This window comes from Enterobacter cloacae complex sp. EB5 (assembly GCF_031432835.1).
Taxonomy (GTDB): domain Bacteria; phylum Pseudomonadota; class Gammaproteobacteria; order Enterobacterales; family Enterobacteriaceae; genus Enterobacter; species Enterobacter hormaechei_C.
In genome coordinates this window covers 2,603,995-2,629,241 of sequence record NZ_CP133860.1, presented here as the reverse complement: position 1 = coordinate 2,629,241, position 25,247 = coordinate 2,603,995, and the positions used below count along the sequence as shown (strand labels likewise).

The 25,247-nt window shown below is 56.8% G+C and carries 27 protein-coding genes; 20 read left to right on the top strand and 7 right to left on the bottom strand.

All coding sequences use genetic code 11. The annotated features are described in order from the left end of the window. Positions 1–38: 38 nt before the first annotated feature. Positions 39–842 (bottom strand): DeoR family transcriptional regulator, encoded by an 804-nt coding sequence (locus RHN82_RS12575; protein ID WP_039269681.1) that lies wholly within the window; start codon positions 840–842, stop codon positions 39–41. Positions 843–1,081: 239 nt separating this feature from the next. On the opposite strand from RHN82_RS12575, the gene kbaZ reads away from it, so the two are divergent. The 11 genes from kbaZ (at position 1,082) to RHN82_RS12520 (ending at position 13,179) form a co-directional block, all read left to right on the top strand. Beyond that, on the top strand, positions 1,082–2,389 hold the full coding sequence (gene kbaZ / locus RHN82_RS12570; protein WP_047051218.1) for a tagatose-bisphosphate aldolase subunit KbaZ: 1,308 nt from the start codon (positions 1,082–1,084) through the stop codon (positions 2,387–2,389). Between the two features lie 19 nt (positions 2,390–2,408). Beyond that, positions 2,409–2,882, top strand: coding sequence for a PTS N-acetylgalactosamine transporter subunit IIB (gene agaV, locus RHN82_RS12565; protein WP_047051219.1), 474 nt, complete (start codon positions 2,409–2,411; stop codon positions 2,880–2,882). A gap of 10 nt (positions 2,883–2,892) precedes the next feature. After that, complete coding sequence (agaW, locus tag RHN82_RS12560) at positions 2,893–3,672, top strand: PTS N-acetylgalactosamine transporter subunit IIC (protein ID WP_047051220.1); 780 nt, start codon at positions 2,893–2,895, stop codon at positions 3,670–3,672. Next, the gene (agaE, locus tag RHN82_RS12555; protein ID WP_017382440.1) at positions 3,662–4,540 is read left to right on the top strand and encodes a PTS N-acetylgalactosamine transporter subunit IID; all 879 of its coding nucleotides are present in this window, start codon (positions 3,662–3,664) and stop codon (positions 4,538–4,540) included. The genes agaW and agaE overlap by 11 nt, the downstream gene beginning before the upstream one ends. A 17-nt stretch (positions 4,541–4,557) precedes the next feature. Beyond that, complete coding sequence (gene agaF, locus RHN82_RS12550; protein WP_017382441.1) at positions 4,558–4,992, top strand: PTS galactosamine/N-acetylgalactosamine transporter subunit IIA; 435 nt, start codon at positions 4,558–4,560, stop codon at positions 4,990–4,992. Next, positions 4,989–6,122 carry an N-acetylglucosamine-6-phosphate deacetylase gene (gene nagA, locus RHN82_RS12545; protein WP_047051221.1) on the top strand — a complete coding sequence of 378 codons (1,134 nt, stop codon included), beginning with the start codon at positions 4,989–4,991 and terminating at the stop codon, positions 6,120–6,122. The genes agaF and nagA overlap by 4 nt, the downstream gene beginning before the upstream one ends. A gap of 246 nt (positions 6,123–6,368) precedes the next feature. Further along, positions 6,369–7,514 carry an SIS domain-containing protein gene (locus RHN82_RS12540; RefSeq protein WP_045338542.1) on the top strand — a complete coding sequence of 382 codons (1,146 nt, stop codon included), beginning with the start codon at positions 6,369–6,371 and terminating at the stop codon, positions 7,512–7,514. A gap of 12 nt (positions 7,515–7,526) precedes the next feature. Continuing rightward, positions 7,527–8,399: a tagatose-bisphosphate aldolase subunit KbaY gene (kbaY, locus tag RHN82_RS12535; RefSeq protein WP_032104419.1), complete on the top strand. Its 873-nt coding sequence runs from the start codon at positions 7,527–7,529 to the stop codon at positions 8,397–8,399. A gap of 117 nt (positions 8,400–8,516) precedes the next feature. Then, positions 8,517–10,088 carry a maltose/glucose-specific PTS transporter subunit IIBC gene (gene malX, locus RHN82_RS12530; RefSeq protein ID WP_047051222.1) on the top strand — a complete coding sequence of 524 codons (1,572 nt, stop codon included), beginning with the start codon at positions 8,517–8,519 and terminating at the stop codon, positions 10,086–10,088. 12 nt (positions 10,089–10,100) lie between these two features. Further along, the gene (locus RHN82_RS12525) at positions 10,101–11,273 is read left to right on the top strand and encodes a MalY/PatB family protein (RefSeq protein WP_047051223.1); all 1,173 of its coding nucleotides are present in this window, start codon (positions 10,101–10,103) and stop codon (positions 11,271–11,273) included. A 16-nt stretch (positions 11,274–11,289) separates the two neighbouring features. Continuing rightward, positions 11,290–13,179 (top strand): enterotoxin, encoded by a 1,890-nt coding sequence (locus RHN82_RS12520; protein ID WP_047051224.1) that lies wholly within the window; start codon positions 11,290–11,292, stop codon positions 13,177–13,179. Positions 13,180–13,246: 67 nt separating this feature from the next. Here RHN82_RS12520 and rsmI read toward each other — a convergent pair whose 3' ends face one another. Beyond that, on the bottom strand, positions 13,247–14,110 hold the full coding sequence (gene rsmI, locus RHN82_RS12515; RefSeq protein ID WP_047051225.1) for a 16S rRNA (cytidine(1402)-2'-O)-methyltransferase: 864 nt from the start codon (positions 14,108–14,110) through the stop codon (positions 13,247–13,249). A gap of 61 nt (positions 14,111–14,171) precedes the next feature. Here rsmI and RHN82_RS12510 point away from each other — a divergent pair, with 61 nt between their 5' ends. From RHN82_RS12510 to dolP, 4 genes are read left to right on the top strand one after another with little or no spacing between them, the layout of a single operon-like run. Then, positions 14,172–16,310 (top strand): penicillin-binding protein activator, encoded by a 2,139-nt coding sequence (locus tag RHN82_RS12510; RefSeq protein ID WP_047051226.1) that lies wholly within the window; start codon positions 14,172–14,174, stop codon positions 16,308–16,310. Beyond that, positions 16,268–16,663 (top strand): YraN family protein, encoded by a 396-nt coding sequence (locus RHN82_RS12505; RefSeq protein WP_047051227.1) that lies wholly within the window; start codon positions 16,268–16,270, stop codon positions 16,661–16,663. The genes RHN82_RS12510 and RHN82_RS12505 overlap by 43 nt, the downstream gene beginning before the upstream one ends. Before the next feature lie 21 nt (positions 16,664–16,684). Then, positions 16,685–17,275: a DnaA initiator-associating protein DiaA gene (diaA, locus tag RHN82_RS12500; RefSeq protein ID WP_003861754.1), complete on the top strand. Its 591-nt coding sequence runs from the start codon at positions 16,685–16,687 to the stop codon at positions 17,273–17,275. Positions 17,276–17,284: 9 nt separating this feature from the next. Beyond that, a complete protein-coding gene (gene dolP / locus RHN82_RS12495) occupies positions 17,285–17,860 on the top strand; it encodes a division/outer membrane stress-associated lipid-binding lipoprotein (protein WP_047051228.1) in 576 nt (191 codons plus the stop codon). A gap of 50 nt (positions 17,861–17,910) precedes the next feature. On the opposite strand, the gene RHN82_RS12490 is transcribed toward dolP, so the two are convergent. Together RHN82_RS12490 and RHN82_RS12485 are read right to left on the bottom strand one after the other, a co-directional pair. Continuing rightward, a complete protein-coding gene (locus tag RHN82_RS12490) occupies positions 17,911–18,948 on the bottom strand; it encodes a permease (RefSeq protein WP_047051229.1) in 1,038 nt (345 codons plus the stop codon). Positions 18,949–18,988: 40 nt separating this feature from the next. Beyond that, positions 18,989–19,633 carry an NAD(P)H-binding protein gene (locus tag RHN82_RS12485; protein ID WP_023304489.1) on the bottom strand — a complete coding sequence of 215 codons (645 nt, stop codon included), beginning with the start codon at positions 19,631–19,633 and terminating at the stop codon, positions 18,989–18,991. Positions 19,634–19,761: 128 nt separating this feature from the next. On the opposite strand from RHN82_RS12485, the gene RHN82_RS12480 reads away from it, so the two are divergent. Continuing rightward, complete coding sequence (locus RHN82_RS12480) at positions 19,762–20,280, top strand: type 1 glutamine amidotransferase domain-containing protein (RefSeq protein WP_028014537.1); 519 nt, start codon at positions 19,762–19,764, stop codon at positions 20,278–20,280. Here RHN82_RS12480 and RHN82_RS12475 read toward each other — a convergent pair. Beyond that, positions 20,260–20,694, bottom strand: a complete 435-nt coding sequence (locus RHN82_RS12475; protein WP_003861766.1) for a YhbP family protein — start codon at positions 20,692–20,694, stop codon at positions 20,260–20,262. The two genes, RHN82_RS12480 and RHN82_RS12475, sit on opposite strands and share 21 nt — an antisense overlap. Before the next feature lie 14 nt (positions 20,695–20,708). Here RHN82_RS12475 and RHN82_RS12470 point away from each other — a divergent pair, with 14 nt between their 5' ends. Beyond that, positions 20,709–21,038 carry a GIY-YIG nuclease family protein gene (locus RHN82_RS12470; RefSeq protein ID WP_003861768.1) on the top strand — a complete coding sequence of 110 codons (330 nt, stop codon included), beginning with the start codon at positions 20,709–20,711 and terminating at the stop codon, positions 21,036–21,038. Here the strand turns inward: RHN82_RS12470 and RHN82_RS12465 are convergent. Together RHN82_RS12465 and RHN82_RS12460 are read right to left on the bottom strand one after the other, a co-directional pair. Beyond that, on the bottom strand, positions 21,025–21,528 hold the full coding sequence (locus RHN82_RS12465; protein ID WP_032649650.1) for a GNAT family N-acetyltransferase: 504 nt from the start codon (positions 21,526–21,528) through the stop codon (positions 21,025–21,027). The two genes, RHN82_RS12470 and RHN82_RS12465, sit on opposite strands and share 14 nt — an antisense overlap. After that, positions 21,522–22,046: an SCP2 domain-containing protein gene (locus tag RHN82_RS12460; RefSeq protein WP_047051230.1), complete on the bottom strand. Its 525-nt coding sequence runs from the start codon at positions 22,044–22,046 to the stop codon at positions 21,522–21,524. The genes RHN82_RS12465 and RHN82_RS12460 overlap by 7 nt, the downstream gene beginning before the upstream one ends. Before the next feature lie 221 nt (positions 22,047–22,267). Here RHN82_RS12460 and RHN82_RS12455 point away from each other — a divergent pair, with 221 nt between their 5' ends. The 3 genes from RHN82_RS12455 (at position 22,268) to RHN82_RS12445 (ending at position 25,235) form a co-directional block, all read left to right on the top strand. Then, positions 22,268–23,263 (top strand): peptidase U32 family protein, encoded by a 996-nt coding sequence (locus RHN82_RS12455; protein WP_045329228.1) that lies wholly within the window; start codon positions 22,268–22,270, stop codon positions 23,261–23,263. A gap of 7 nt (positions 23,264–23,270) precedes the next feature. Beyond that, complete coding sequence (locus RHN82_RS12450; protein WP_023323784.1) at positions 23,271–24,149, top strand: U32 family peptidase; 879 nt, start codon at positions 23,271–23,273, stop codon at positions 24,147–24,149. A 78-nt stretch (positions 24,150–24,227) separates the two neighbouring features. Beyond that, a complete protein-coding gene (locus RHN82_RS12445; RefSeq protein WP_006812112.1) occupies positions 24,228–25,235 on the top strand; it encodes an LLM class flavin-dependent oxidoreductase in 1,008 nt (335 codons plus the stop codon). Positions 25,236–25,247 lie beyond the last annotated feature (12 nt).

Here is a 25,247-nt window from a genome sequence, read left to right as displayed (position 1 = left end):
CACCCTGCCCTCTCCCCATAGGGGAGAGGGTAAAAAACTTAAACCAATACCACATCTATCCCGCTTTTCCGTAACCCTTCCAGGCTTTCCGCCGGAATGCCTTCATCAACGATAATCATGTCGATCCGCTGGGTATCAATAATTTTATGCAGGCTTGAACGGTTAAACTTGCTGGAGTCCGTGACCACGATAATACGCTCCGCCACCTCGCACATTTTGCGGTTCAGACGGGCTTCATCCTCGTTATGCGTACTCACCCCCCGCTCGAGATCGATGGCATCGACGCCCAGGAACAGCAGGTCAAAATGGTAATTCTGTAAGGACTGCTCCGCCTGGTCGCCGTAGAAGGACTGCGACTGACGGCGCAAATGCCCGCCGGTCATCAGCAGCTCTACGCCCTCCGCTTCCAGCAGCGCGTTTGCCACGTTCATCCCGTTGGTCATGGCAATGACATCGGTGTGCTGGCGCAGCATGCGGGCAATTTCAAAGGTCGTGGTGCCGGAGTCCAGAATAATGCGATGACCCGGCTTCACCAGTTCAGCCGCCGCCTGCGCGATGCTGCGCTTTACTGCCGTATTAAGGGAACTTTTGTCCTCAACGGACGGCTCCACGCCGGGGGCATTGCCTTCGCAAATCAGCGCGCCGCCGTAAGCGCGAACGGCAATCCCCTGCTTTTCCAGAAAGGCCAGATCGTTACGGATCGTCACCGTCGACACGCCGTATAAAAGAGAAAGATCGTTAACCTGCACGCTTCCCTGCGCCCGCAACCGCTGAATGATCTGCTCTCGCCTTTCACTGGTGCCGGTGATGCGCTTCTCTGCGGATGAATCGGTGCTGCTCATACGAGCTCCTTAGTAAATACACTTTCGTTTCATTTCGTTTTGCTTATTAACGCCTTTCTTTTGAGGGAATGCAAGCCCTGTATGGTGGACAGACGCAAGCTTAACCGCCGCTGAAACCTTTCATTATGTTTCTTTTGTGAAACAGATCGGAAAACTATTATCTTTCGTTTTATTTTTACCCCACCATAATGCAGTATCAAATGAAACAAAACGAAAGATTAATACCAACACCATCCGAAATGGAGAGGAAAGTGAAACATCTGACAGAAATGGTGGAACAACATAAACGGGGGAATACAAACGGGATTTATGCCGTCTGTTCCGCACATCCACTGGTACTTGAAGCTGCACTACGTTACGCCCATTCACAACAGACGCCCCTGCTGATTGAAGCGACCTCAAACCAGGTGGATCAGTTTGGCGGTTATACCGGTATGACGCCCGCCGATTTTTATGGGTTTGTCTGCAAGCTGGCGGGATCTCTTGGTTTCCCCACCTCGCAGCTGATCCTTGGCGGCGATCATTTAGGTCCAAACCGCTGGCAAAACCTGCCGGCTTCGCAGGCGATGGCGAACGCCGACGATCTGATCAGAAGCTACGTGGCGGCCGGATTTAAAAAAATTCACCTCGATTGCAGCATGTCCTGCGAAGACGACCCGGTTCCGTTAACCGATGCAATCGTTGCCGGGCGTGCCGCTCGGCTGGCTAAAATTGCCGAAACCACCTGTCTCGAGCAATTTGGCGTAGCCGATCTGGTCTACGTTATCGGCACGGAAGTTCCGGTTCCCGGTGGGGCACACGAGACGCTGACCGAGCTTGAGGTCACCACGCCAGAGGCGGCACGCGCCACGCTTGAGGCACACCGCCACGCATTCGAGAAGGAAGGGTTAAGCGACATCTGGCCGCGCATTATTGGCCTGGTGGTTCAGCCTGGCGTTGAGTTCGACCATGCGCAGGTTTGTGACTATCAACCGCATAAAGCCGTCGCGCTGAGCGAGATGGTTGAAGCCTACGACACGCTTGTATTTGAAGCACACTCTACCGATTACCAGACGCCGCAGGCGCTGCGCCAGTTGGTGAAAGATCACTTCGCCATTCTGAAAGTCGGCCCTGCGCTAACCTTCGCGCTGCGCGAAGCGCTGTTCTCACTGGCAGCAATTGAAGAAGAGCTGCTGCCGGCAAAAGTCTGCTCAGGGCTGCGTCACGTCCTGGAAAACGTGATGCTCGATCGCCCGGAATACTGGCAAAGCCACTATCACGGCGACGGCAATGCCCGTCGCCTGGCGCGCGGTTACAGCTATTCCGACCGCGTGCGCTATTACTGGCCAGACAGCCAGATTGACGACGCCTTTGAGCGGCTGGTACGCAACCTGGCGGATGAACCGATCCCGCTGCCGCTGATCAGCCAGTATCTGCCGTTGCAGTACAGCAAAGTTCGCGATGGCGCTCTCAGGTCCACACCACGGGAACTCATCCTCGACCACATTCAGGACATACTCCAGCAGTACCATGCCGCCTGCGAAGGCGTAACGACTCAACACGCATAATTAAAAAGAGGAAAACGCTATGCCAAACATTGTCTTATGCCGCATTGATGAACGCCTGGTCCACGGTCAGGTGGGCGTACAGTGGGTAGGGTTTGCGGGGGCGAACCTGGTGCTGGTGGCAAATGACGAGGTTGCAGACGATCCGGTTCAGCAAAATCTGATGGAGATGGTGCTGGCGGAAGGCATCGCCGTGCGTTTCTGGTCCCTGCAAAAAGTGATCGACAACATTCATCGCGCCGCCGACCGGCAGAAAATCCTGCTGGTCTGTAAAACACCGGCTGATTTTTTAACGCTGGTCGAGGGCGGCGTGCCCATCACCCGTATAAACGTCGGAAATATGCATTACGCCAGTGGCAAACAGCAAATTGCCAAAACGGTATCTGTAGACGCGAACGATATCGCCGCGTTTAACGGCCTGAAGGCGGCCGGAGTGGAATGCTTCGTTCAGGGCGTTCCAACAGAGACTGCTTTGGATCTCTTCAAACTGCTCTGAGGGATTCACAATGGAAATCAGTCTGTTGCAGGCTTTCGCGCTGGGGCTTCTCGCCTTTATAGCGGGCCTGGATATGTTTAACGGCTTAACACACATGCACCGCCCGGTTGTACTCGGGCCACTGGTTGGCCTGATTCTGGGCGATCTGCACACCGGAATTCTGACCGGCGGTACGTTAGAACTGGTCTGGATGGGACTCGCGCCGCTGGCGGGCGCGCAGCCGCCAAACGTGATTATCGGCACCATCGTTGGCACCACATTTGCCATTACCACAGGCGTGAAGCCGGATGTCGCCGTTGGGGTCGCCGTGCCGTTTGCCGTGGCGGTTCAGATGGGGATCACATTCCTCTTCTCTGTGATGTCCGGCGTGATGTCCCGCTGCGATCGCATGGCGGCTAACGCAGACACCCGTGGTATTGAACGGGTCAACTATCTGGCACTGCTGGCGCTCGGCATCTTCTACTTCCTGTGCGCATTTCTGCCCATCTACTTCGGGGCTGAACATGCGAAAACCGCCATTGACGTGCTGCCGGAACGTCTGATCGACGGTCTCGGCGTCGCGGGCGGCATCATGCCAGCGATCGGCTTCGCCGTGCTGCTGAAGATCATGATGAAAAACGTTTACATCCCTTACTTCATTATCGGCTTTGTCGCCGCGGCCTGGCTGAAACTCCCGGTGCTGGCGATTGCCGCGGCTGCGCTGGCGATGGCGCTGATCGACCTGCTGCGCAAATCGCCTGAACCCACGACGCCTGCGGCCCAGAAAGAGGAATTTGAAGATGGCATCTAATCACACCACCCTGCCGGGCGTGTCTGAAAGTGAAGAGACACTGCTGACCGGCGTGAATGAAAACGTCTATGAAGACCAGCGTATTGGCGCTGAGCTAACGAAAAAGGATATTAACCGTGTCGCCTGGCGTTCCATGCTGCTACAGGCCTCGTTTAACTACGAGCGTATGCAGGCCTCCGGCTGGCTGTATGGGCTACTGCCCGCGCTGAAAAAGATCCACACCAATAAGCGGGACCTGGCGCGCGCCATGAAAGGCCATATGGGCTTCTTTAACACCCACCCGTTCCTGGTGACCTTCGTCATCGGCATTATTCTGGCAATGGAGCGTTCCAAGCAGGATGTGAACAGCATCCAGAGTACTAAAATTGCCGTTGGCGCACCGCTCGGTGGCATTGGTGACGCCATGTTCTGGCTGACCCTGCTGCCCATCTGCGGGGGGATTGGCGCCAGCCTGGCGCTACAGGGCTCCATTCTTGGCGCCGTGGTCTTTATCGTGCTGTTTAACGTGGTGCATCTCGGCCTGCGTTTTGGTCTGGCGCACTATGCCTACCGAATGGGTGTCGCCGCGATCCCGCTGATCAAGGCCAACACCAAAAAGGTTGGTCATGCTGCGTCCATTGTCGGGATGACAGTGATTGGTGCGCTGGTGGCAACCTATGTGCGCCTGAATACCACACTCGAGATTAAAGCCGGGGATGCGGTCGTCAAACTGCAAACCGATGTGATCGACAAACTGATGCCCGCCTTTCTGCCGCTGGTCTACACCCTGACCATGTTCTGGCTGGTACGCCGTGGCTGGAGCCCACTGCGCCTGATTGGTATCACCGTGGTGCTGGGCGTTGTCGGTAAATTCTGTCACTTCCTTTAAAAAGCAAAGAGGTTGCGATGTTAGGCATTATTTTGACGGGTCACGGCGGTTTTGCCAGCGGGCTGGAACAGGCGATGAAGCAAATCCTCGGCGAACAGCCGCAGTTTATCGCCATCGATTTTCCGGAAAGCTCCACCACTGCGCGGCTGACCGCGCAGCTTGAGCAGGCAGTGAATGAACTGGATGCAGAGCACGATATCGTGTTTCTCACCGATCTTCTCGGCGGTACGCCGTTTCGTGTGGCCTCTACCCTCGCGATGCAGCGCCCCGGCAGCGAAGTGATCACCGGCACCAATCTCCAGCTTTTGCTGGAGATGGTTCTGGAGCGCGACGGGTTAAGCAGTGAAGCCTTTCGTTTGCAGGCGCTGGAGTGCGGCCATCGCGGCCTGACCAGCCTTGTGGATGAACTTGCACGCTGTCGCGAGGAAGCGCCCGCCGAGGAAGGGATATGAGCCAGCTGCTGCGCGCGCGTCGTCTGCTTACCGGGCAGGGCTGGCTGGATGACCATCAGCTGCGTATGGATAAAGGCGTCATCACCGCCATCGAGCCGATTCCGGCAGGGGTTAATACCCGCGAGGCAGACCTGCTTTGCCCGGCATACATTGATATCCACGTCCACGGCGGCGCGGGTGTGGATGTGATGGATGATGCGCCCGACGCGCTGGACCGGTTAGCCATGCACAAAGCGCGTGAAGGCGTGGGGGCGTTTCTGCCTACCACCGTCACCGCTCCGCTGGAGGCGATCCATGGCGCGTTACGGCGCATTGCCCGTCGCTGTCATGCCGGTGGCCCCGGCGCGCAGATCCTGGGCAGCTATCTGGAAGGCCCGTACTTTACGCCGCAGAACAAAGGGGCGCACCCGCCAGAACTGTTTCGCGAACTGGATCTCGCGGAACTTGATGAGCTGATTGCGGTTTCGCAGAACACGCTGCGGGTGGTGGCGCTTGCTCCGGAAAAAATGGATGCCCTGAAGGCGATCCATCACCTCAAGCAAAAAGGGATACGCGTCATGCTGGGCCACAGCGCCGCTACATACGCGCAAACCCTCGCCGCATTTGATGCAGGCGCAGCCGGGCTGGTGCACTGCTACAACGGCATGACGGGGTTACACCACCGGGAGCCGGGCATGGTTGGCGCCGGGCTTACGGACCCACGCGCGTGGCTGGAGCTTATTGCCGACGGGCATCACGTTCATCCTGGAGCCATGCGGCTGTGTTGTTGCTGCGCGAAGGATCGTACGGTGCTGATTACCGATGCCATGCAGGCGGCGGGTATGCCTGATGGGCGCTATACGTTGTGTGGTGAAAATGTCGGGATGCAGGGCGGCGTTGTCCGCACGGCCTCAGGCGGGCTGGCGGGCAGCACGCTCGCGCTGGATGCCGCCGTGCGAAATATGGTGGAGCATACGGGGATCGCCCCAGAAAACGCAATCCATATGGCCTCGCTGCATCCTGCCCGTCTGCTCGGTATGGATCACCTGCTGGGAACGTTAGCGCCAGGCAAACGCGCCAATATTATTGCGCTGGATGCGGGTTTACACCTCCGGCAGATCTGGATCCAGGGTCAGGCTCGTTCCCTGTAGCCCTTTCACAGTGTGCCCTGTTGGCCTTACGGAAGACGATCGTAAGGCCTTTCTTTTCCTTTCCTTGATTTTCGCCTTTCCTTTCGCGATCACACTTTTCGTTTTATTTCTTTTTCGCCATTGAACTTTCGATTTCTTTTCTATAGATTTTCTTTAACTGCTAAAGTGAACAAGTGAAACGAAACGAAAGATAGCGACACATTTGCCAGCGTCTGATGTGGAATTCACACGACTAAGGACTGAGTTATGCCACAAACCACTATCGCCACCACCGGCACCTGGACCGAAAAAGAGATCCGCCAGCAGCCAGCCAGCTGGCTTCGCTCGCTCAACAATATTGATAATCTGCGCGCGTCGATCGACAGTTTTCTGACGCCACTGTTGCGCAAGCCCGATCTGCGGATCGTTCTGACCGGTGCGGGCACGTCCGCTTTTATCGGCGACATCATTGCGCCATGGCTTGCCAGCCACACAGGAAAAAACATCACCGCGATACCTACGACCGATCTGGTCACCAACCCGATGGATTACTTCACCCCCGCGCATCCGCTGCTGCTGGTCTCTTTCGCCCGTTCTGGCAATAGCCCGGAGAGCGTCGCTGCCGTTGAGCTGGCGAATCAGTTTGTACCGGAGTGCTACCACCTGTCGATCACCTGTAATGAAGCGGGCAGCCTGTACCAGAATGCCGTCGACAGTGATAACGCCTGCGCTCTGCTCATGCCAGCCGAAACGCACGATCGCGGGTTCGCGATGACAAGCAGCATCACCACCATGATGGCGAGCTGCCTGGCGGTATTCGCACCGGAAACGATCAACAGCAAAACGTTCCGCGATGTGTCCGATCGCTGTCAGGCGATCCTCACGTCGCTCGGCGATTTCAGTCCCGGCGTCTTTGGTAACGAACCGTGGAAACGCATTGTTTATCTGGGCAGCGGTGGATTACAGGGCGCCGCACGGGAGTCTGCGCTGAAGGTGCTGGAGCTGACCGCCGGCAAGCTGGCAGCATTCTACGATTCGCCAACGGGTTTCCGTCACGGCCCTAAGTCGCTGGTGGACAACGAAACGCTGGTCGTCGTGTTTGTCTCCAGCCATCCGTATACGCGTCAGTACGATCTGGATCTGCTCGCCGAGCTGCGACGCGATCGTCAGGCCATGCGCGTGGTAGCCATTGCAGCCGAAACTGATCCGGTCATTGAAGCTGGCCCGCATATTCTGCTGCCGCCTTCCCGTTCATTTAACGATATGGAGCAGGCGTTCTGCTTCCTGATGTACGCCCAGGTCTTCGCACTGACCCAGTCTCTGCACGTTGGCAATACGCCGGATACGCCATCCGCCAGCGGTACGGTTAACCGTGTGGTCCAGGGCGTCGTTATTCATCCGTGGCAGGCTTAAGAGGACAGGCTCATGAGTATTATTTCTACTAAATATCTTTTGCAGGACGCACAGGCGAAGGGCTATGCCGTTCCGGCCTTTAACATCCATAACGCCGAGACGATCCAGGCGATCCTCGAAGTCTGTAGCGAAATGCGATCGCCGGTGATCCTCGCGGGTACGCCGGGGACGTTTAAACATATTGCGCTGGAAGAGATCTACGCCTTGTGCAGCGCATATTCCCTTACTTATGACATGCCGCTGGCGCTACACCTCGATCACCACGAATCGCTGGACGACATTCGCCGCAAAGTCCATGCCGGCGTACGTAGCGCAATGATCGACGGTAGCCATTACCCCTTCGAACAAAACGTCAAGCTTGTGAAATCGGTCGTCGATTTCTGCCACCTCAACGACTGTAGCGTCGAGGCCGAACTGGGCCGACTGGGCGGAGTGGAAGATGACATGAGCGTCGACGCCGAAAGCGCGTTCCTGACCGACCCGCAGGAAGCAAAACGCTTTGTCGAAATGACAGGCGTGGACAGCCTCGCCGTTGCCATCGGTACCGCGCACGGTCTTTATACCAAACGCCCAAAAATCGACTTCCAGCGGCTGGCCGAGATCCGCGAGGTAGTGACAGTGCCGCTGGTGCTGCACGGTGCGAGTGATGTGCCGGATGAGGATGTGCGCCGCACCATTGAGCTGGGCGTCTGCAAAGTTAACGTCGCAACAGAGCTGAAAATCGCCTTCTCTGACGCAGTCAAAGCCTGGTTTGCCGAGAACCCACAGGGCAACGATCCGCGCTTCTACATGCGCGTCGGCATGGATGCCATGAAAGAGGTGGTCAGAAGCAAAATCACCGTTTGCGGCTCGGCGAACCGGCTGCTGCTTGCGGCTGAAGCCTGAACCCATCGCGCATAACGTTAGTACCAAAAAAAATAACTATAAGCCTCGCAAATATGAAGGCGCGTCCTTAAGCCGGACAGCGCCTTCCATTATCCTAAAAAACCGAGGAGTCCCTACATGACACAGGAAAAGTCGTTTAAATCGAAAGCGTGGGAGTTTTTCCAGAGCCTGGGAAAGACGTTTATGTTCCCGGTCTCACTGTTGGCCTTTATGGGGTTGTTGTTAGGTATCGGTAGTTCTGTCACCAGCCCTTCCACCATCAAAAGTTTTCCCTTTCTGGGCGGCGAGTTAACGCAGCTCACCTTTGGTTTTATCGCCATGGTCGGCGGCTTTGCTTTTACCTATCTGCCGCTGATGTTTGCCATGGCAATCCCGATGGGCCTTGCCAGACGTAATAAAGCGGTGGGCGCTTTTGCCGGATTCGTTGGCTACATGCTGATGAACATGAGCATCAACTACTACCTGACCGCCACCCACCAGCTTGCGGATGCCGCCACCATGAGACAGGTGGGACAATCCATCGTGCTTGGCATTCAAACGCTGGAGATGGGCGTGCTCGGCGGCATTGTGGTAGGGGTGATCACCTACTTCCTGCACGAACGTTTTCAGGACACGGTGCTGCACGACGCGTTTGCCTTCTTTAGCGGCATTCGTTTTGTACCGATTATTACCGCCCTCACCCTGTCGCTGGTCGGCTTGTTCATCCCCCTGCTGTGGGAATATGTGGCAATGGGCATTGCCGGGATTGGTCATATCATCCAGAGCACCAGCGTCTTTGGGCCGTTCCTGTATGGCGTGGGCGTACTGCTGCTCAAACCTTTTGGCCTGCACCACATCCTGCTGGCGATGGTGCGCTTCACCCCGGCGGGCGGCATTGAGATGGTTAACGGCCAGGAAGTGGCCGGTGCGCTGAACATTTTCTACGCCGAGCTGAAAGCTGGCCTGCCGTTTAGCCCGCACGTTACGGCATTTTTATCGCAAGGGTTTATGCCGACCTTTATCTTCGGCCTGCCTGCCGTGGCTTACGCTATCTACCGCACCGCGCGCCCGGAAAACCGTCCGGTGATTAAAGGGCTGCTGCTTTCAGGCGTGCTGGTTTCAGTGGTCACGGGTATTTCAGAGCCGATTGAGTTCCTGTTCCTGTTTATTGCCCCTGTGCTTTACGCGTTTCATATCGTTATGTCTGGCCTGGCGCTGATGGTGATGGCGCTGCTCGGCGTCACCATCGGCAACACCGACGGCGGCATTCTGGATCTGCTGATCTTCGGCGTCATGCAGGGGATGTCGACCAAATGGTATCTGCTGTTCCCGGTGGGTATTGCCTGGTTTGCTATCTACTTCTTCGTCTTCCGCTGGTACATCCTCAGGCACGATATAAAAACGCCGGGCCGTGAGGTTGACGCGCAGGGTGCGCTCCAGGCGGTGGAAGCCAATACCCGGGCACGTGGAAAATCAAAATACGATCATGGGCTTATTCTTAGCGCGCTTGGCGGTAAAGAGAATATTGAGTCGCTCGACAACTGCATTACCCGCTTACGTCTGGTGGTGAAAGATATGGGGCTTATCGACCAGCAGGCGCTGAAGGCCGCGGGCGCCTTGTCAGTAGTGGTGCTTGATGCCCACAGCGTTCAGGTGATCATCGGCCCGCAGGTGCAGAGCGTCAAATCCGGCATTGAAGCCTTAATTTAACAGGGGGTCGTTGTGTTTGATTTCGACAGAATCATTGAGCGTAAAAGCGATAAATGCCGTAAATGGGATCATGCGTTTGTGTGCTCGCGTTTCGGTGATGTCCCGGAAGGATTTATCCCGCTGTGGATAGCAGACATGGATTTCACCTCGCCACCCGCCGTGATTGAAGGCTTCCAGCGCATCGTGGAGCATGGCACCTTCGGTTACACCTGGTGCTTCGACGAATTCTACGATGCGGTCATCGCCTTCCAGCGCACCCGTCATCAGGTTGAGGTGCATAAGTCATGGATCACCCTGACCTACGGCACCGTTTCCACGCTGCACTATACGGTTCAGGCGTTCTGCAAACCCGGCGACTGCGTGATGATGAACACCCCGGTGTATGACCCGTTTGCGATGGCGACACAGCGACAGGGCGTACGGGTGCTTGCAAATCCGCTGAGCGTGAAGGAAAACCGCTATCAGCTGGATTTTAATTTGATTGAAGTTCAGCTCAAAACTCACCGTCCAAAACTGTGGTTCTTCTGCTCGCCGCATAACCCTTCGGGCCGAATCTGGCACGCGGATGAGATACGCCAGGTGTCCGATTTCTGTAAGCGCTACGGCACGATTCTGGTGGTTGATGAGGTTCACGCCGAGCACATTCTGGACGGTACATTCGTCAGCTGTCTGACTTCGGGCTGTGCCGCCCAGGACAATCTGATTGTGCTGACCTCCCCCAATAAAGCCTTCAACCTTGGCGGGCTAAAGACATCCTACTCAATGATTCCAGACGATTCGCTGCGCCAGCGTTTCCGCCAGCAGCTGGAGAAGAACTCCATTACCTCGCCCAATATCTTCGGCGTGTGGGGAATTATTCTGGCTTATCAGCAAGGTCTGCCATGGCTCGACGCGCTGAATGGTTATCTGCGCGGCAATGCCCGCTACCTTGCGGATGCCATCCAGACCCATTTCCCTGCATGGAAGATGATGAACCCGGAGTCGTCGTATCTCGCCTGGATAGACGTCAGTGCGGACGATCGCAGTGCGACGGCGCTAACCCAACATTTCGCAAAACAGGCTGGCGTGGTCATCGAAGATGGTAGCCACTACGTACAAAACGGCGAAAACTACCTGCGTATTAACTTCGGCACCCAGCGCTACTGGCTGGAACAGTCCATCAACCGAATGCTGAAGCATTACTGATAAGGATCTTACCCCGATGAAAAAAATGCTTACTCTCTCGCTGCTGGCTCTCTGTGTTTCTCATGGCGCGGCGGCAGCAAACTACGCGCTCAGTAACGACAATATTGCCCTTTCGTTTGATGATGCAAACGCAACGGTAGTGGTAACGGACAGCAAAGCTAACCATCCGCTCACGCCCCAGGAGCTGTTCTTTTTGACGCTACCGGATGAAACAAAAATCCACACCGCTGATTTCAAAATCAAGCGCGTCGAAAAGCAGGACAATGCGATAGTCATCGACTTTACGCATCCGGATTTTAACGTAACGGTGAAACTGAATCTGGTGAAGGGAAAATACGCCAGCATCGGCTACACCATCGCCGCCGTCGGGCAGCCGCGGGACGTAGCGAAAATTACCTTCTTCCCGACGAAGAAGCAGTCTCAGGCACCTTACGTTGACGGGGCGATTAATAGCTCGCCAATCGTGGCCGACTCGTTCTTCATCCTGCCAGACAAACCGATTGTGAATACTTACGCTTATGAAGCCACCACCAACCTCAACGTGGAGCTGAAAACGCCAATTCTGCCTGAGACACCGGTCAGTTTTACCACCTGGTTCGGCACTTTCCCGGAAACTAATCAGCTGCGCCGCAGCGTAAACCAGTTTATCGATGCCGTGCGTCCGCGGCCTTATAAGCCTTATCTGCACTACAACAGCTGGATGGACATCGGCTTCTTTACCCCTTACTCCGAGCAGGATGTCATTGGGCGGATGGACGAATGGAATAAAGAATTTATTGCCGGACGCGGGGTGGCGCTGGACGCGTTCCTGCTGGACGATGGCTGGGACGATCGCACCGGACGCTGGCTGTTTGGCCCGGCATTCAGCAACGGTTTTGGCAAAGTCAGGGAAAAAGCCGACAGCCTGCATAGCTCGGTTGGGCTGTGGCTTTCTCCGTGGGGCGGATATAACAAGCCGCGCGATATTCGCGTCTCGCATGCAAAAGAGTATGGTTTCGAAACCGTAGACGGCAAGCTGGCGCTGTCGGGGCCGAACTACTTTAAAAACTTCAACGATCAGATCATCAAGCTGATCAAAAACGAGCACATTACCTCGTTCAAGCTCGACGGAATGGGTAACGCCAATTCGCATATCAAGGGCAGCCCATTTGCATCGGATTTTGACGCGTCCATTGCCCTGCTGCACAACATGCGTAGCGCAAATCCGAACCTGTTTATCAACCTGACCACAGGCACCGACGCCAGCCCGTCCTGGCTGTTCTATGCTGATTCAATCTGGCGTCAGGGCGATGATATCAACCTGTACGGCCCCGGCACACCAGTGCAGCAGTGGATGACCTACCGCGATGCCGAAACCTGGCGATCCATCGTGCGTAAAGGTCCGCTGTTCCCGCTGAACTCACTGATGTACCACGGGATCGTCAGCGCAGAGAACGCTTACTATGGACTCGAGAAAGTGCAAACAGACAGCGATTTTGCCGATCAGGTCTGGAGCTACTTCGCAACCGGTACTCAGCTTCAGGAGCTGTACATCACGCCGTCCATGCTGAATAAGGCGAAGTGGGATACCCTGGCGCAGGCGGCAAAATGGTCGCGTGAGAATGCCAGCGTGCTGGTGGATACTCACTGGATTGGCGGGGACCCAACTTCGCTTGAGGTTTACGGCTGGGCCTCATGGAGTAAAGACAAAGCGATTTTTGGCTTACGCAACCCGTCGGATAAGCCGCAACGTTACTACCTGGATTTAACCAAAGATTTTGAAATCCCGGCAGGAGAGCGTTCGCAGTTTACCCTGAAAGCCGTGTACGGCAGTAATTCGACCGTACCAGAGGAGTATAAAAACGCTGTGGTGATTACGCTGCAACCGCTGGAAACGCTGGTGTTTGAGGCGATGCCGGGGAAATAGTGAGGTTCAGACATGGTGTAGGCCGGGTTAGGCGAAGCCGCCACCCGGCAAAACAGGCGGCAGGGACTTACTCCCCCTGCTGCTCCAGCGCATATTTATACAGCGCATTTTTCTTCACGCCGTGGATCTCCGCCGCCAGCGCCGCCGCTTTTTTCAGAGGAAGTTCAGCCTGTAGCAGAGCCAGCGTACGCAGCGCATCGGCAGGCAGGGCGTCTTCCTGCGCTTTGTGCCCTTCAACAACCAGCACCATTTCGCCCTTGCGGCGGTTCTCATCCTCTTTCACCCACGCCAGCAGTTCGCCAACCGGTGCACCGTGAATGGTTTCCCACGTTTTGGTCAGCTCGCGCGCCAGCACCACGTAGCGCCCTTCGCCCCAGACGGTCACCATATCTTCCAGGCTTTCCAGCAGACGGTGGGTTGATTCGTAGAAGATCAACGTACGCGGTTCAGCTTCCAGATCCTTTAACACATCGCGACGGCCTTTGGATTTAGCAGGCAGGAAACCTTCGTAGCAGAAACGATCGGACGGCAGACCCGCAGCGCTTAACGCCGCAATCGCCGCGCACGGCCCCGGCAGCGGCACAACGCGGATGCCTGCTTCACGGCAGGTGCGAACCAGATGGTAGCCCGGATCGTTGATCAGCGGCGTTCCCGCATCGGAGACCAGCGCGATGTTCTGCCCTTCTTTAAGCTTCGCCACCAGCGTTTCGGCTTTTTGTTGCTCATTGTGATCGTGCAGGGCAAACAAACGGGCGTTAATGGCAAAGTGTTGTAGCAGTAAACCGGTATGACGGGTGTCTTCAGCAGCAATTAAATCAACAGCTTGCAATACGGTGAGCGCACGTTGGGTAATATCAGACAAATTCCCGATAGGAGTAGGTACAATATAAAGCTGGCCTTGAGAATTATCTGCCGTTTCGTGTTGTTTCATTGTTTCGTCCGTATTGCCGATTTAATATTGAGCATTGCGTAAAAAAATCACTGGATACAGTATGGTACCGTTAACGTTTCTTCGAAAAAAAGCCGCGCACAGCGTGCCCCTCCTGCTCGCAGCCCTGATCTTTACCGGCTGCGGCACCCAGGCACCTGACCAGAGCACTGCTCATATGCAGGGATCCGCTCAGGCTGATTCTGGCTTTTATCTGCAACAAATGTCGCAGAGTACAAATGATACCAGGATCAACTGGCAATTACTCGCCATTCGTGCACTGCTGAAAGAAGGGAAAACCCAGCAGGCCGCCGAACTGTTCAGCCAGCTGCCGCAGGATCTTCACGACACTCAGCGCCATGAGCAGACGCTGCTGTCAGCAGAACTGAAGGTCGCGCAAAAAGATTACGACGGCGCGAAGAAGATCCTCGGCACCATCGATCTCAGCACGCTGGATAAAAACCAGCAGGCCCGTTTCTGGCAGGCCGGTATCACCGCTGAGCAGGGTCGCCCTTCCCTGACGCTACTCCGCGCGCTGATTGCTCAGGAGCCTCTGCTCGCGGGTGCGGACAAGCAAAAAAATATTGACGCAACCTGGCAGGCGCTCGCCTCCATGACCCAGGATCAGGCCAAAGCGCTGGTAATCAACGCCGATGAAAATGTCCTGCAAGGCTGGCTGGATCTGCAACAGATGTGGTTCAACAACCGCAGCGATCCGAACATGCTGAAAGCTGGCATTACCGACTGGCAAAAGCGTTACCCGCAAAACCCGGGAGCGAAAATGCTGCCAACGCAGCTGGTGAACGTGCAAAACTTTAAGCCCGCCTCCACCAGCAAAATCGCCCTGTTGCTGCCGTTAAACGGTCAGGCAGCGGTGTTTGGTCGCGCCATTCAGCAAGGTTTTGAAGCCGCGAAAAACGGCACCACCGCCGTCACCGGCAGCGCGGTTCCGGCGCAGGCTGCACAGGCGGCGAATGTGAATGACGTTGTCAGCCCGTCCGCCGCCGAAACCAGCGACCTGACCACCGCGCAAACCCCTGCGCAGGGCACCATGCAGAATCCGGTTACTGCCCCAACGACGCAGCCCGCTACCCCAGCGCCTGCGGCAACACAGGCCCCGGCTGAAACACCGGCGCCCGCGACGGCAGAACAACCTCAGCCGCAAACCGCGCAGCCGGAACAGCAGCCAGCAGCCCAGCCGCAGGCTGTGGCCACCACCAGCGCTAATTCGGGTGCAGAGTTGAAAATCTACGACACCAGCGCCCAGCCGCTTGACCAGGTGCTGGCGCAGGTTCAGCAGGACGGCGCCAGCATCGTTGTCGGCCCGCTGTTGAAAAACAACGTGGAAGCGCTGATGAAGAGCAACACCACCCTGAACGTGCTGGCGCTTAACCAGCCTGAGCAGGTTCAGAACCGCGCCAATATCTGTTACTTCGCCCTCTCTCCGGAGGATGAAGCCCGCGATGCGGCCCGTCATATTCACGAGCAGGGCAAGCAGGCGCCGCTGCTGCTGATCCCACGCAGCACGCTGGGCGATCGCGTTGCCAACGCGTTTGCGCAGGAGTGGCAGACCCTTGGCGGTGGCGTGGTGTTGCAGCAGAAATTTGGCTCAGCTGCCGAACTGAGAGCGGGCGTGAACGGCGGAGCAGGTATTGCCCTCAACGGTAGCCCGGTATCCGCCAGCCTGCCGCAGCAGCAGAGCGTCACCATCGGCGGTCTGACGATCCCGGCGCCACCTACCGACGCGCAAATCAGCGGCGGCGGTAAAGTGGATTCGGCATACATCGTCGCTACCCCGGAAGAGATCGCCTTTATCAAACCGATGATCGCCATGCGTAACGGCAGCCAGAGCGGCGCAACGCTCTACGCCAGCTCACGCAGCGCACAGGGTACCGCAGGCCCGGATTTCCGTCTGGAAATGGAAGGACTGCAATACAGCGAGATCCCCATGCTGGCAGGCAGCAACCCGCAGTTGATGCAGCAGGCGCTGGGCGCGGTGCGCAATGACTATTCCCTGGCGCGTCTGTACGCGATGGGCGTCGATGCCTGGGCGCTGGCAAACCACTTCACCCAGATGCGTCAGGTACCGGGCTTCGAGCTTAACGGGAATACCGGCGATCTGACCGCCGATCAGGATTGTGTGATTAACAGGAAGTTATCATGGCTCAAATACCAGCAGGGGCAAATTGTCCCGGCCAGTTAAGCCGTAAACAGACCGGCGACGCGTGGGAGTTAAAGGCGCGTCGCTGGCTTGAAGGCAAAGGACTGCGCTTTGTCGCCGCCAACGTTCGCGGGCGCGGCGGCGAGATTGACCTGATCATGAAAGACGGTCAGACCATCGTGTTTGTTGAAGTTCGCTTCCGACAGTCGTCCCGTTTTGGCGGTGCTGCCGCCAGCGTGACGCTCGCCAAACAACAAAAATTATTACAGACTGCCCACTTGTGGCTTGCCCGCCATAATGGGAGTTTTGATACTGTGGATTGCCGTTTCGATGTGGTAGCCTTCACCGGAAATGCGATCGACTGGCTTAAAAACGCGTTTGGCGAAGACGCATAAATAAGATTTTAAAGGGATACCGTGCTCGAACGAATTAAAGTGTGCTTCACAGAAAGCATTCAAACGCAGATTGCCGCGGCGGAAGCCCTTCCGGACGCGATCTCGCGTGCAGCGATGACGCTGGTTCAGTCGCTGCTCAACGGCAACAAAATCCTCTGTTGTGGCAATGGCACGTCCGCTGCTAACGCACAGCATTTTGCTGCCAGCATGATCAATCGCTTCGAAACCGAGCGCCCGAGTTTACCTGCCATTGCACTAAACACCGATAACGTGGTCTTAACTGCGATTGCCAACGATCGTCTGCATGACGAAATCTACGCCAAGCAGGTGCGCGCCTTAGGACATGCCGGAGACGTGCTGCTGGCGATCTCCACGCGCGGTAACAGCCGGGATATCGTTAAAGCGGTTGAAGCGGCAGTGACCCGGGATATGACGATTGTCGCCCTGACCGGTTACGACGGCGGTGAGCTGGCTGGCCTGCTGGGGCCGCAGGATGTGGAGATCCGCATTCCTTCGCACCGTAGCGCCCGCATCCAGGAGATGCATATGCTCACGGTGAACTGCTTATGCGATCTGATCGATAACACGCTTTTCCCTCACCAGGATGATTAAGGAGTTCTCATGAAGGTTTTATCGGCCCTTGCAGTCGTGATGTCTGCATTACTGCTTCAGGGATGCATCGCTGCCGCTGTCGTCGGCACCGCAGCGGTCGGCACCAAAGCAGCGACCGATCCGCGTACCGTTGGGACGCAGGTGGATGACGGTACGCTTGAGCTGCGCGTAAACAGTGCGCTGTCGAAAGACGAACAGATCAAGAAGGAAGCACGCATCAACGTGACGGCTTATCAGGGCAAAGTGCTGCTGGCAGGCCAGGCGCCAAATCTTGAACTCGCCTCGCGCGCCAAACAGATCGCGATGGGTGTGGAAGGCACGGCGGAAGTGTTTAACGAGATCCGCCAGGGCCAGCCAATTGGTCTCGGCACCGCGTCATCTGATACCTGGATCACCACCAAAGTGCGTTCCCAGCTGCTGGGTACCGACCAGGTGAAATCCTCAAACGTGAAAGTGACCACGGAGAACGGCGAAGTGTTCCTGCTGGGTCTGGTGACGGAACGTGAAGGGAAAGCGGCTGCGGATATCGCCAGCCGGGTGAGCGGCGTGAAGCACGTCACCACCGCCTTTACTTACATTAAGTAATTCCCACCTGGCTACAGGCCCGGTAAGCGCTAGCGCCACCGGGCTTTTTTTCACACAAGCGCCATACTCCCCACAATCACTCCACTCAACGCCACCAGCCCCGCAGTCAGCCACAGCGCTTTCGCCGGGAATGACTTACGCAGCATGATAAGCGACGGCAGGCTCACCGCCGGCAGCGTGATGAGCAGCGCCAGCGCCGGTGCGGTCCCCATACCGGCCATCATCATGGTCTGAATAATCGGGATCTCCGCCGCGGTTGGGATCACAAACAGGCACCCGGCCACCGCCATCGCAATCACCCACATCAGCGTGTTGTCGATAGCGCCATCAGCATGCGGGAACAGCCAGACGCGCGCCGCCCCCAGCACCAGTACGGCCAGGATATAGACCGGAATGGTGCTCCAGAAAAGCTGCCACAGCGCTTTGCCCCAGCGAGCAAAGAAACTGCCCTGCGGCTCGCTGACGTCCAGCTCAACGGAGGCAGGCCCGGCCTCGTTGTCTTTCACCAGGTGCTGCACCAGCGTAGCGACAAGCACCACCGTCAGCAGGCCAGCCGCCAGACGGATAAACGCGAAATGCCAGCCGAGAACGAAGCCCATAAACACCAGCGTTGCCGGGTTCAGCAGGGGGTTACCCATCCAGAAGGCAAGCGCGCCGCCCATCGACACGCGCTGTCGGCGCATACCCGCCGTCACCGGTGCGGCGCAGCAGGAGCACATCATGCCCGGCAGGGAGAAAATCGTCCCCAGCAGCGTGCCCTGCAAGCGCGGCTGTCCCAGGGTTTTCACCAGCCAATTACGCGGGATAAGTACCTGAATCAGCGAGCCCAGCAATACGCCCAATACCGCCGCTTTCCAGACGGCAAGAAAATAGACCATGGCGTAATCCCACGCCGCGCGTAGCGGGCTGGAATCGGCCTGCGCGAGAATCGATTTACCGATGCTGTGGGTGTCGGCGGCGGTGAAGGCTTTACCGTAGTACGGCTGCCATTTCACATACCAGAGGCCAATGATGACCACGAGAAAGAAGAGTGCGGGCTTCCACCACTGAACAGGTGTTGCCGCCTGAGATGAAGACTGACCAGTCATACCATTCCCCGGAAGGTGTTATTTAATAAGCCGGGGAAGTTTACGCCTCGCCCTGCGCGATTTCACGCAGTTTTGCCGAAGGGATAATATTAACCCCCTCCTGCGACGGAGCCAGCGCCTCTTTTAGCATCGCCAGCGCGACATCCCGTGCCTCGATGGACTTCCAGTTACCCGGCAGAATGCGAAACAGCGGAGCGAAAAAAGACTCGTTAAAACGACGTTCGTCACGGTGCCCCATCAGCATGGAAGGTCGCGCGATGGTCAGGCGCTCCCATTTCTGCGCGATTAACGCCTCTTCCATTTTGCCCTTCACCTGGTTGTAAAAAAACGGCGAGCCTGCGTTCGCGCCGTGCGCGCTGACCACCAGGAAATGTTTTGCGCCCAGCTTTTTCGCCGTCAGGGCGGTATCCACCACCAGCGTGTAATCCGCATGGACAAAGGCTTCTTTACTGCCCGCTTCCCGTCGGGTGGTGCCAAGGCAGCAAAAGGCGATATCAATGGGATCCTGCACCTGCGCCAGCGCGTCGGTGAGCTGTGGATCGTGCGGGTTATAGACGCCGGTGATATCCAACAGCGGGCGACGCGTCGGGGCGGCGATATAATTGATATGCCGATCCTGGATCAGCAGCCGCAGCAGATGTCCACCCACCAGCCCGGTTGCGCCGGTAATCAGTACCTGACTCATCTTATCCCCTTTACAGAATTGTCCGTTTGCGTTCTGGGCCTGCTCTACCACACTTAAAAGTCTGTTACCGGTAAGTATTTACCACAAACGGGAAAAAAACAGTCTGAAGCGAAAACAACGGAGGAAGCATGGGTAAAAAAATCGCAGTCTTGATTACCGACGAGTTTGAAGATTCAGAATTTACGTCGCCAGCAGAGGCATTCCGCAAGGCGGGCCACGAGGTGATTACCATCGAGAAAGAAGCGGGTAAAACCGTGAAGGGCCATAAGGGCGAAGCCAGCGTGACCATTGACGAATCCATTGATAACGTCAGCCCGTCGGATTTCGACGCCCTGCTGTTACCGGGCGGCCATTCACCGGATTCCCTGCGCGGAGACGAGCGTTTCGTCACCTTTACCCGTGACTTCGTCGGCACCGGTAAACCGGTATTTGCCATTTGCCACGGTCCGCAGCTGCTGATCAGCGCCGAGGTGGTACGCGGACGTAAGCTCACCGCGGTGAAGCCGATCGTTATCGATCTGAAAAACGCGGGAGCCGAGTTTTACGATCAGGAAGTGGTGAACGATAACGATCAGCTGATCACCAGCCGTACACCGGACGATCTGCCGGCGTTTAACCGTGAAGCGCTACGCCTGCTCGGCGCGTAACCAGTGCAGCTTCTTGCCAAAGCCCAGGGTGTTGTCGGTAAATTTCAGCTCATCAAGGCGGATTTCCCACACCGGGGCTTTTAGCGCCGCAGCCACCGGGAAGCGGCGCGTATAGCGTTTACGTTGCGCGTCGCTCTCCTCACCTTCCAGGCGACGAATTTCGCCTTTGAACTGGACCCCGCGGATCAGCGCAACGGTTTTAGGCTGACCGTTTACCGTGCCCGCCACTTTTGCCTGCTGGCCCGTCATCTGCGCATGCCGCGTTTTATCTTCGCTCATCACGTAAAAGGCCACGCGCTCGGGATCGTAGTAATAAAAGGCATTTGCGCACCACATCTCCTCGTCTTTACAGACGCACCAGGTCACGACATGCTGCTTTGCCAGCCAGCGGTTAATGGCGGCCAGTGTTTCCATTTTCGCTCTCTCTCATGCTATGGTGCGTTCACCTTAACATACTGAATCTGTTTACCGTGTGCTGGTTTCTCTATCTTGTCCGAACCGCTGATAACGCACTCTACACCGGGATCACGACCGATGTGGCACGGCGTTTTTTACAACATCAAACGGGGAAAGGGGCGAAAGCACTGCGGGGGAAAGGTGAACTTCAGTTAGCGTTTTCAGCCGCCGTGGGCGACCGATCCCTGGCGCTCAGGCTGGAATACCGCATCAAGCAGCTGACGAAGCGCCAGAAAGAGCGTCTCGTCAACGGGGACGGCTCTTTCGAGGCGCTACGCGAAAGCCTGCTTAAAAACGATTGAAATGATCGTGGTACTCCACCAGACCGGTAACGCCGTCTAGCGCATCATCCGCCAGAGGATGCACCAGGAAAGATGTTTCCGTGCCCGGCCAGTGGCAGCGCAGATCGTATCTGGACGCTGGCTCAAAACCTAAACGTTCGTAGAACGCCGGATCGCCCAGAACGACGACAGCGGCATAGCCAAATTCATTCAGGGAATCCAGCCCTTCATAGACCAGCTGGCGCGCCAGGCCCTGGCCACGGTAGTTTTCATCCACCGCCAGCGGCGCCATGCCGACCCACTGCAACTCTTCGCCCTGCACAATCACCGGGCTGAAGGCCACGTAGCCGACCACCTGCCCTTCATCGTCAGTGGCAACCAGGCCCAGCGTAATCAGGCCATCTTCGCGAAGATCGTGAACCAGTTGGGCTTCGGCGTCGCCTGCAAAAGAGCGGCGTAACAACGCATCGATACCCGGCGCATCAATCCCAATTTCGACTCGAATCAGCATGGCTCACCTACTGAAGTGTGTTTACTGTCCGGCGGGGTTTTTAGCCCGGCCTCAACGAAATCTGCCATTTGCATCAACATCATACGCAGCGCTTTCGGCATCTGCTCCAGCTCAATGGCATCCATTAAATTTTTGACGTACAGACCGAGCTCCGTGTCGCCTTCGATCACCAGACGGCGCTGGAAGAAGAGGGTGTCCGGATCCTGTTTGCGCGCGGCGATCATCAGCAGATCGCTGGCGTCCGCGCTAAAGCTGACATCCGCCTCGGCGGTTTCACGGACGATCAGCCGATCGTTCTCAACGGAAGTAAACCAGCGCAACCCGATATCGCGCACTTCAATCTTTAACCAGCGGCCTTCCAGAAACTCCAGCTCACCGTCCTGTAGCGCCTGGCGGAACTGCCAGCTCAGTACCTGTTCCAGCGCCTGGCGTTTAAGCGCGAACGGCGCCAGTTTTACCGGCACGCTCAGCATTGATGGACCAAATTGTACGAGACGTGAACGCAGTTTATCCAGCACGAGCTTTACTCCCTGATAGCTATAGTCCTGCTATTTTGCCATATCCCGACAAGAAGATAGCGGCGTAAATCAACAAACCGTTGTCCGGTATACCTCATTATTGGTGCCATCAATACGCCATTAGCTGCCTTAAATCAAAAATTGTCGCGTATGGGTTAATTAAAATCCCAGCTCGTTAACATTTTTTACGATCCCTGCGATCGACAACATCGGGATAAATTATGGAGCTGCTCTGCCCTGCCGGAAACCTTCCGGCGCTTAAGGCGGCCATCGAAAATGGGGCCGATGCGGTCTATATCGGGCTGAAAGATGATACCAACGCCCGCCATTTTGCGGGTCTTAACTTTACGGAGAAAAAGCTTCAGGAAGCCGTTAACTTCGTTCACCAGCACCGGCGCAAACTGCACATCGCCATCAATACCTTTGCCCATCCTGATGGCTACGCCCGCTGGCAGCGCGCCGTGGATATGGCGGCCCAGCTGGGCGCCGATGCGCTGATCCTGGCCGACCTCGCCATGCTGGAGTATGCGGCAGAACGTTATCCGCATATTGAGCGCCACGTCTCTGTTCAGGCATCGGCCACCAATGAAGAGGCCGTGCGTTTTTATCATCGACACTTTGACGTAGCTCGCGTGGTGCTGCCGCGCGTGCTCTCTATTCATCAGGTTAAGCAACTGGCGCGCGTCACGCCAGTGCCGCTGGAGGTTTTTGCCTTCGGCAGCCTGTGCATCATGGCCGAAGGCCGCTGCTATCTTTCTTCCTATCTCACCGGTGAATCGCCAAATACCGTCGGCGCCTGCTCGCCTGCCCGCTTCGTTCGCTGGCAGCAAACGCCGCAGGGACTGGAGTCGCGCCTGAATGACGTGTTAATTGACCGCTATCAGGACGGTGAAAACGCGGGCTACCCGACACTATGCAAAGGCCGCTATCTGGTGGACGGCGAGCGTTACCACGCACTGGAGGAGCCTACCAGCCTCAACACGCTGGAGTTGCTGCCAGAGCTGCTGGCCGCCAACATTGCCTCGGTGAAAATCGAAGGCCGCCAGCGCAGCCCGGCCTACGTGAGCCAGGTGGCGAAGGTGTGGCGTCAGGCCATCGACCGCTGCATGGCGGATCCGCAAAACTACGCCCCGCAGCCAGCATGGATGGAGACGCTCGGCGCGATGTCCGAAGGCACCCAAACCACGCTCGGCGCGTATCACCGTAAATGGCAGTGAGATAATCATGAAATATTCATTAGGGCCGGTGCTTTACTACTGGCCAAAAGAGACGCTGGAAGATTTTTACCAGCAGGCGGCTAACAGCAGCGCCGATGTGATTTACCTCGGCGAAGCGGTGTGCAGCAAGCGCCGCGCCACCAAAGTGGGCGACTGGCTGGATATGGCGAAAAGCCTGGCCGGCAGCGGCAAGCAGGTGGTGCTCTCGACGCTGGCGCTGGTGCAGGCGTCCTCTGAACTGGGCGAGCTGAAGCGCTACGTCGAAAACGGTGAGTTCCTGCTGGAGGCGAGCGACCTGGGCGTGGTGAACATGTGTGCCGAGCGTAAGCTGCCGTTTGTCGCCGGACATGCGCTGAACTGCTATAACGCGGTGACCCTGCGCCTGCTGCTCAAACAGGGGATGACCCGCTGGTGCATGCCAGTTGAGCTCTCCCGCGACTGGCTGGCCAACCTGCTCACACAGTGCGAAGAGCTGGGCATTCGCAACAAGTTTGAAGTGGAAGTGCTGAGCTATGGGCATCTGCCGCTGGCCTACTCTGCCCGCTGCTTTACCGCACGCTCGGAAGACCGTCCGAAAGACGAGTGCGAAACCTGCTGCATTAAGTACCCGAACGGCCGCAGCATGCTGTCGCAGGAGAATCAGCAGGTGTTTGTTCTCAACGGCATTCAGACCATGAGCGGTTACGTCTATAACCTCGGCAACGAACTGGCGTCAATGCACGGGCTGGTGGATATGGTGCGGCTTTCGCCGCTTGATACCGGCGTTTTCGCGATGCTGGACGCCTTCCGCGCCAACGAAAACGGCGCCTCGCCGCTGCCGTTGACCGCAAACAGCGACTGCAACGGTTACTGGCGACGTCTCGCCGGGCTGGAATTGCAGGCGTAAAAAAAGCTCACTTTGTTAACAACGGTTATCATTTTTTAATGCAGTATTAAAGATTGACCGTCGACAAAGTGAGCTGTTATGACTGACAAAACCATTCCGTTTTCGGTGCTGGATCTGGCGCCGATCCCACAAGGCTCCTCGGCCAGAGAAGCCTTCACGCACTCTCTCGATCTTGCTCAGCTTGCCGAAAAGCGCGGCTATCATCGCTACTGGCTGGCGGAGCACCACAATATGGTGGGCATCGCCAGCGCCGCCACCTCGGTGCTGATTGGCTATCTGGCGGCGAATACCACCACTCTGCACCTGGGCTCCGGCGGTGTGATGCTGCCGAACCACGCTCCACTGGTGATTGCCGAGCAGTTCGGGACGCTGAATACCCTCTATCCGGGCCGTATTGATCTAGGGCTTGGCCGCGCGCCGGGCAGCGACCAGCCGACCATGCGCGCCCTGCGTCGCCATATGAGCGGCGATATCGATAACTTCCCGCGCGATGTGGCGGAGCTGGTGGACTGGTTTGACGCGCGGGATCCGAACCCGCACGTGCGTCCTGTGCCGGGGTACGGGGAAAAGATCCCGGTATGGCTGTTAGGCTCAAGCCTGTACAGCGCGCAGCTCGCCGCTCAGCTGGGGCTGCCGTTCGCGTTCGCCTCCCACTTCGCGCCGGATATGCTGCATCAGGCGCTGCATCTTTATCGTACGCACTTCAAACCGTCTGAACGTCTGGAGAAGCCGTATGCGATGGTGTGTATCAATATTATTGCCGCCGACAGCAACCGCGACGCGGAATTCCTGTTTACCTCTATGCAGCAGGCGTTTGTGAAGCTGCGTCGCGGTGAGACGGGCCAGCTTCCACCGCCGGTAGAGAATATGCATCAGCTGTGGTCGGCCTCCGAGCAGTATGGCGTGCAGCAGGCTCTGAGTATGTCGCTGGTGGGTGATAAGGCGAAAGTGCGTCACGGGCTGGAGGCGGTGCTGCGTGAAACGCAGGCGGATGAGATTATGGTTAACGGCCAGATTTTCGATCACCAGGCGCGTCTGCATTCGTTTGATTTGGCAATGCAGGTGAAAGAGGAGTTGGTGGGGTAGTTTTTTGCTTTG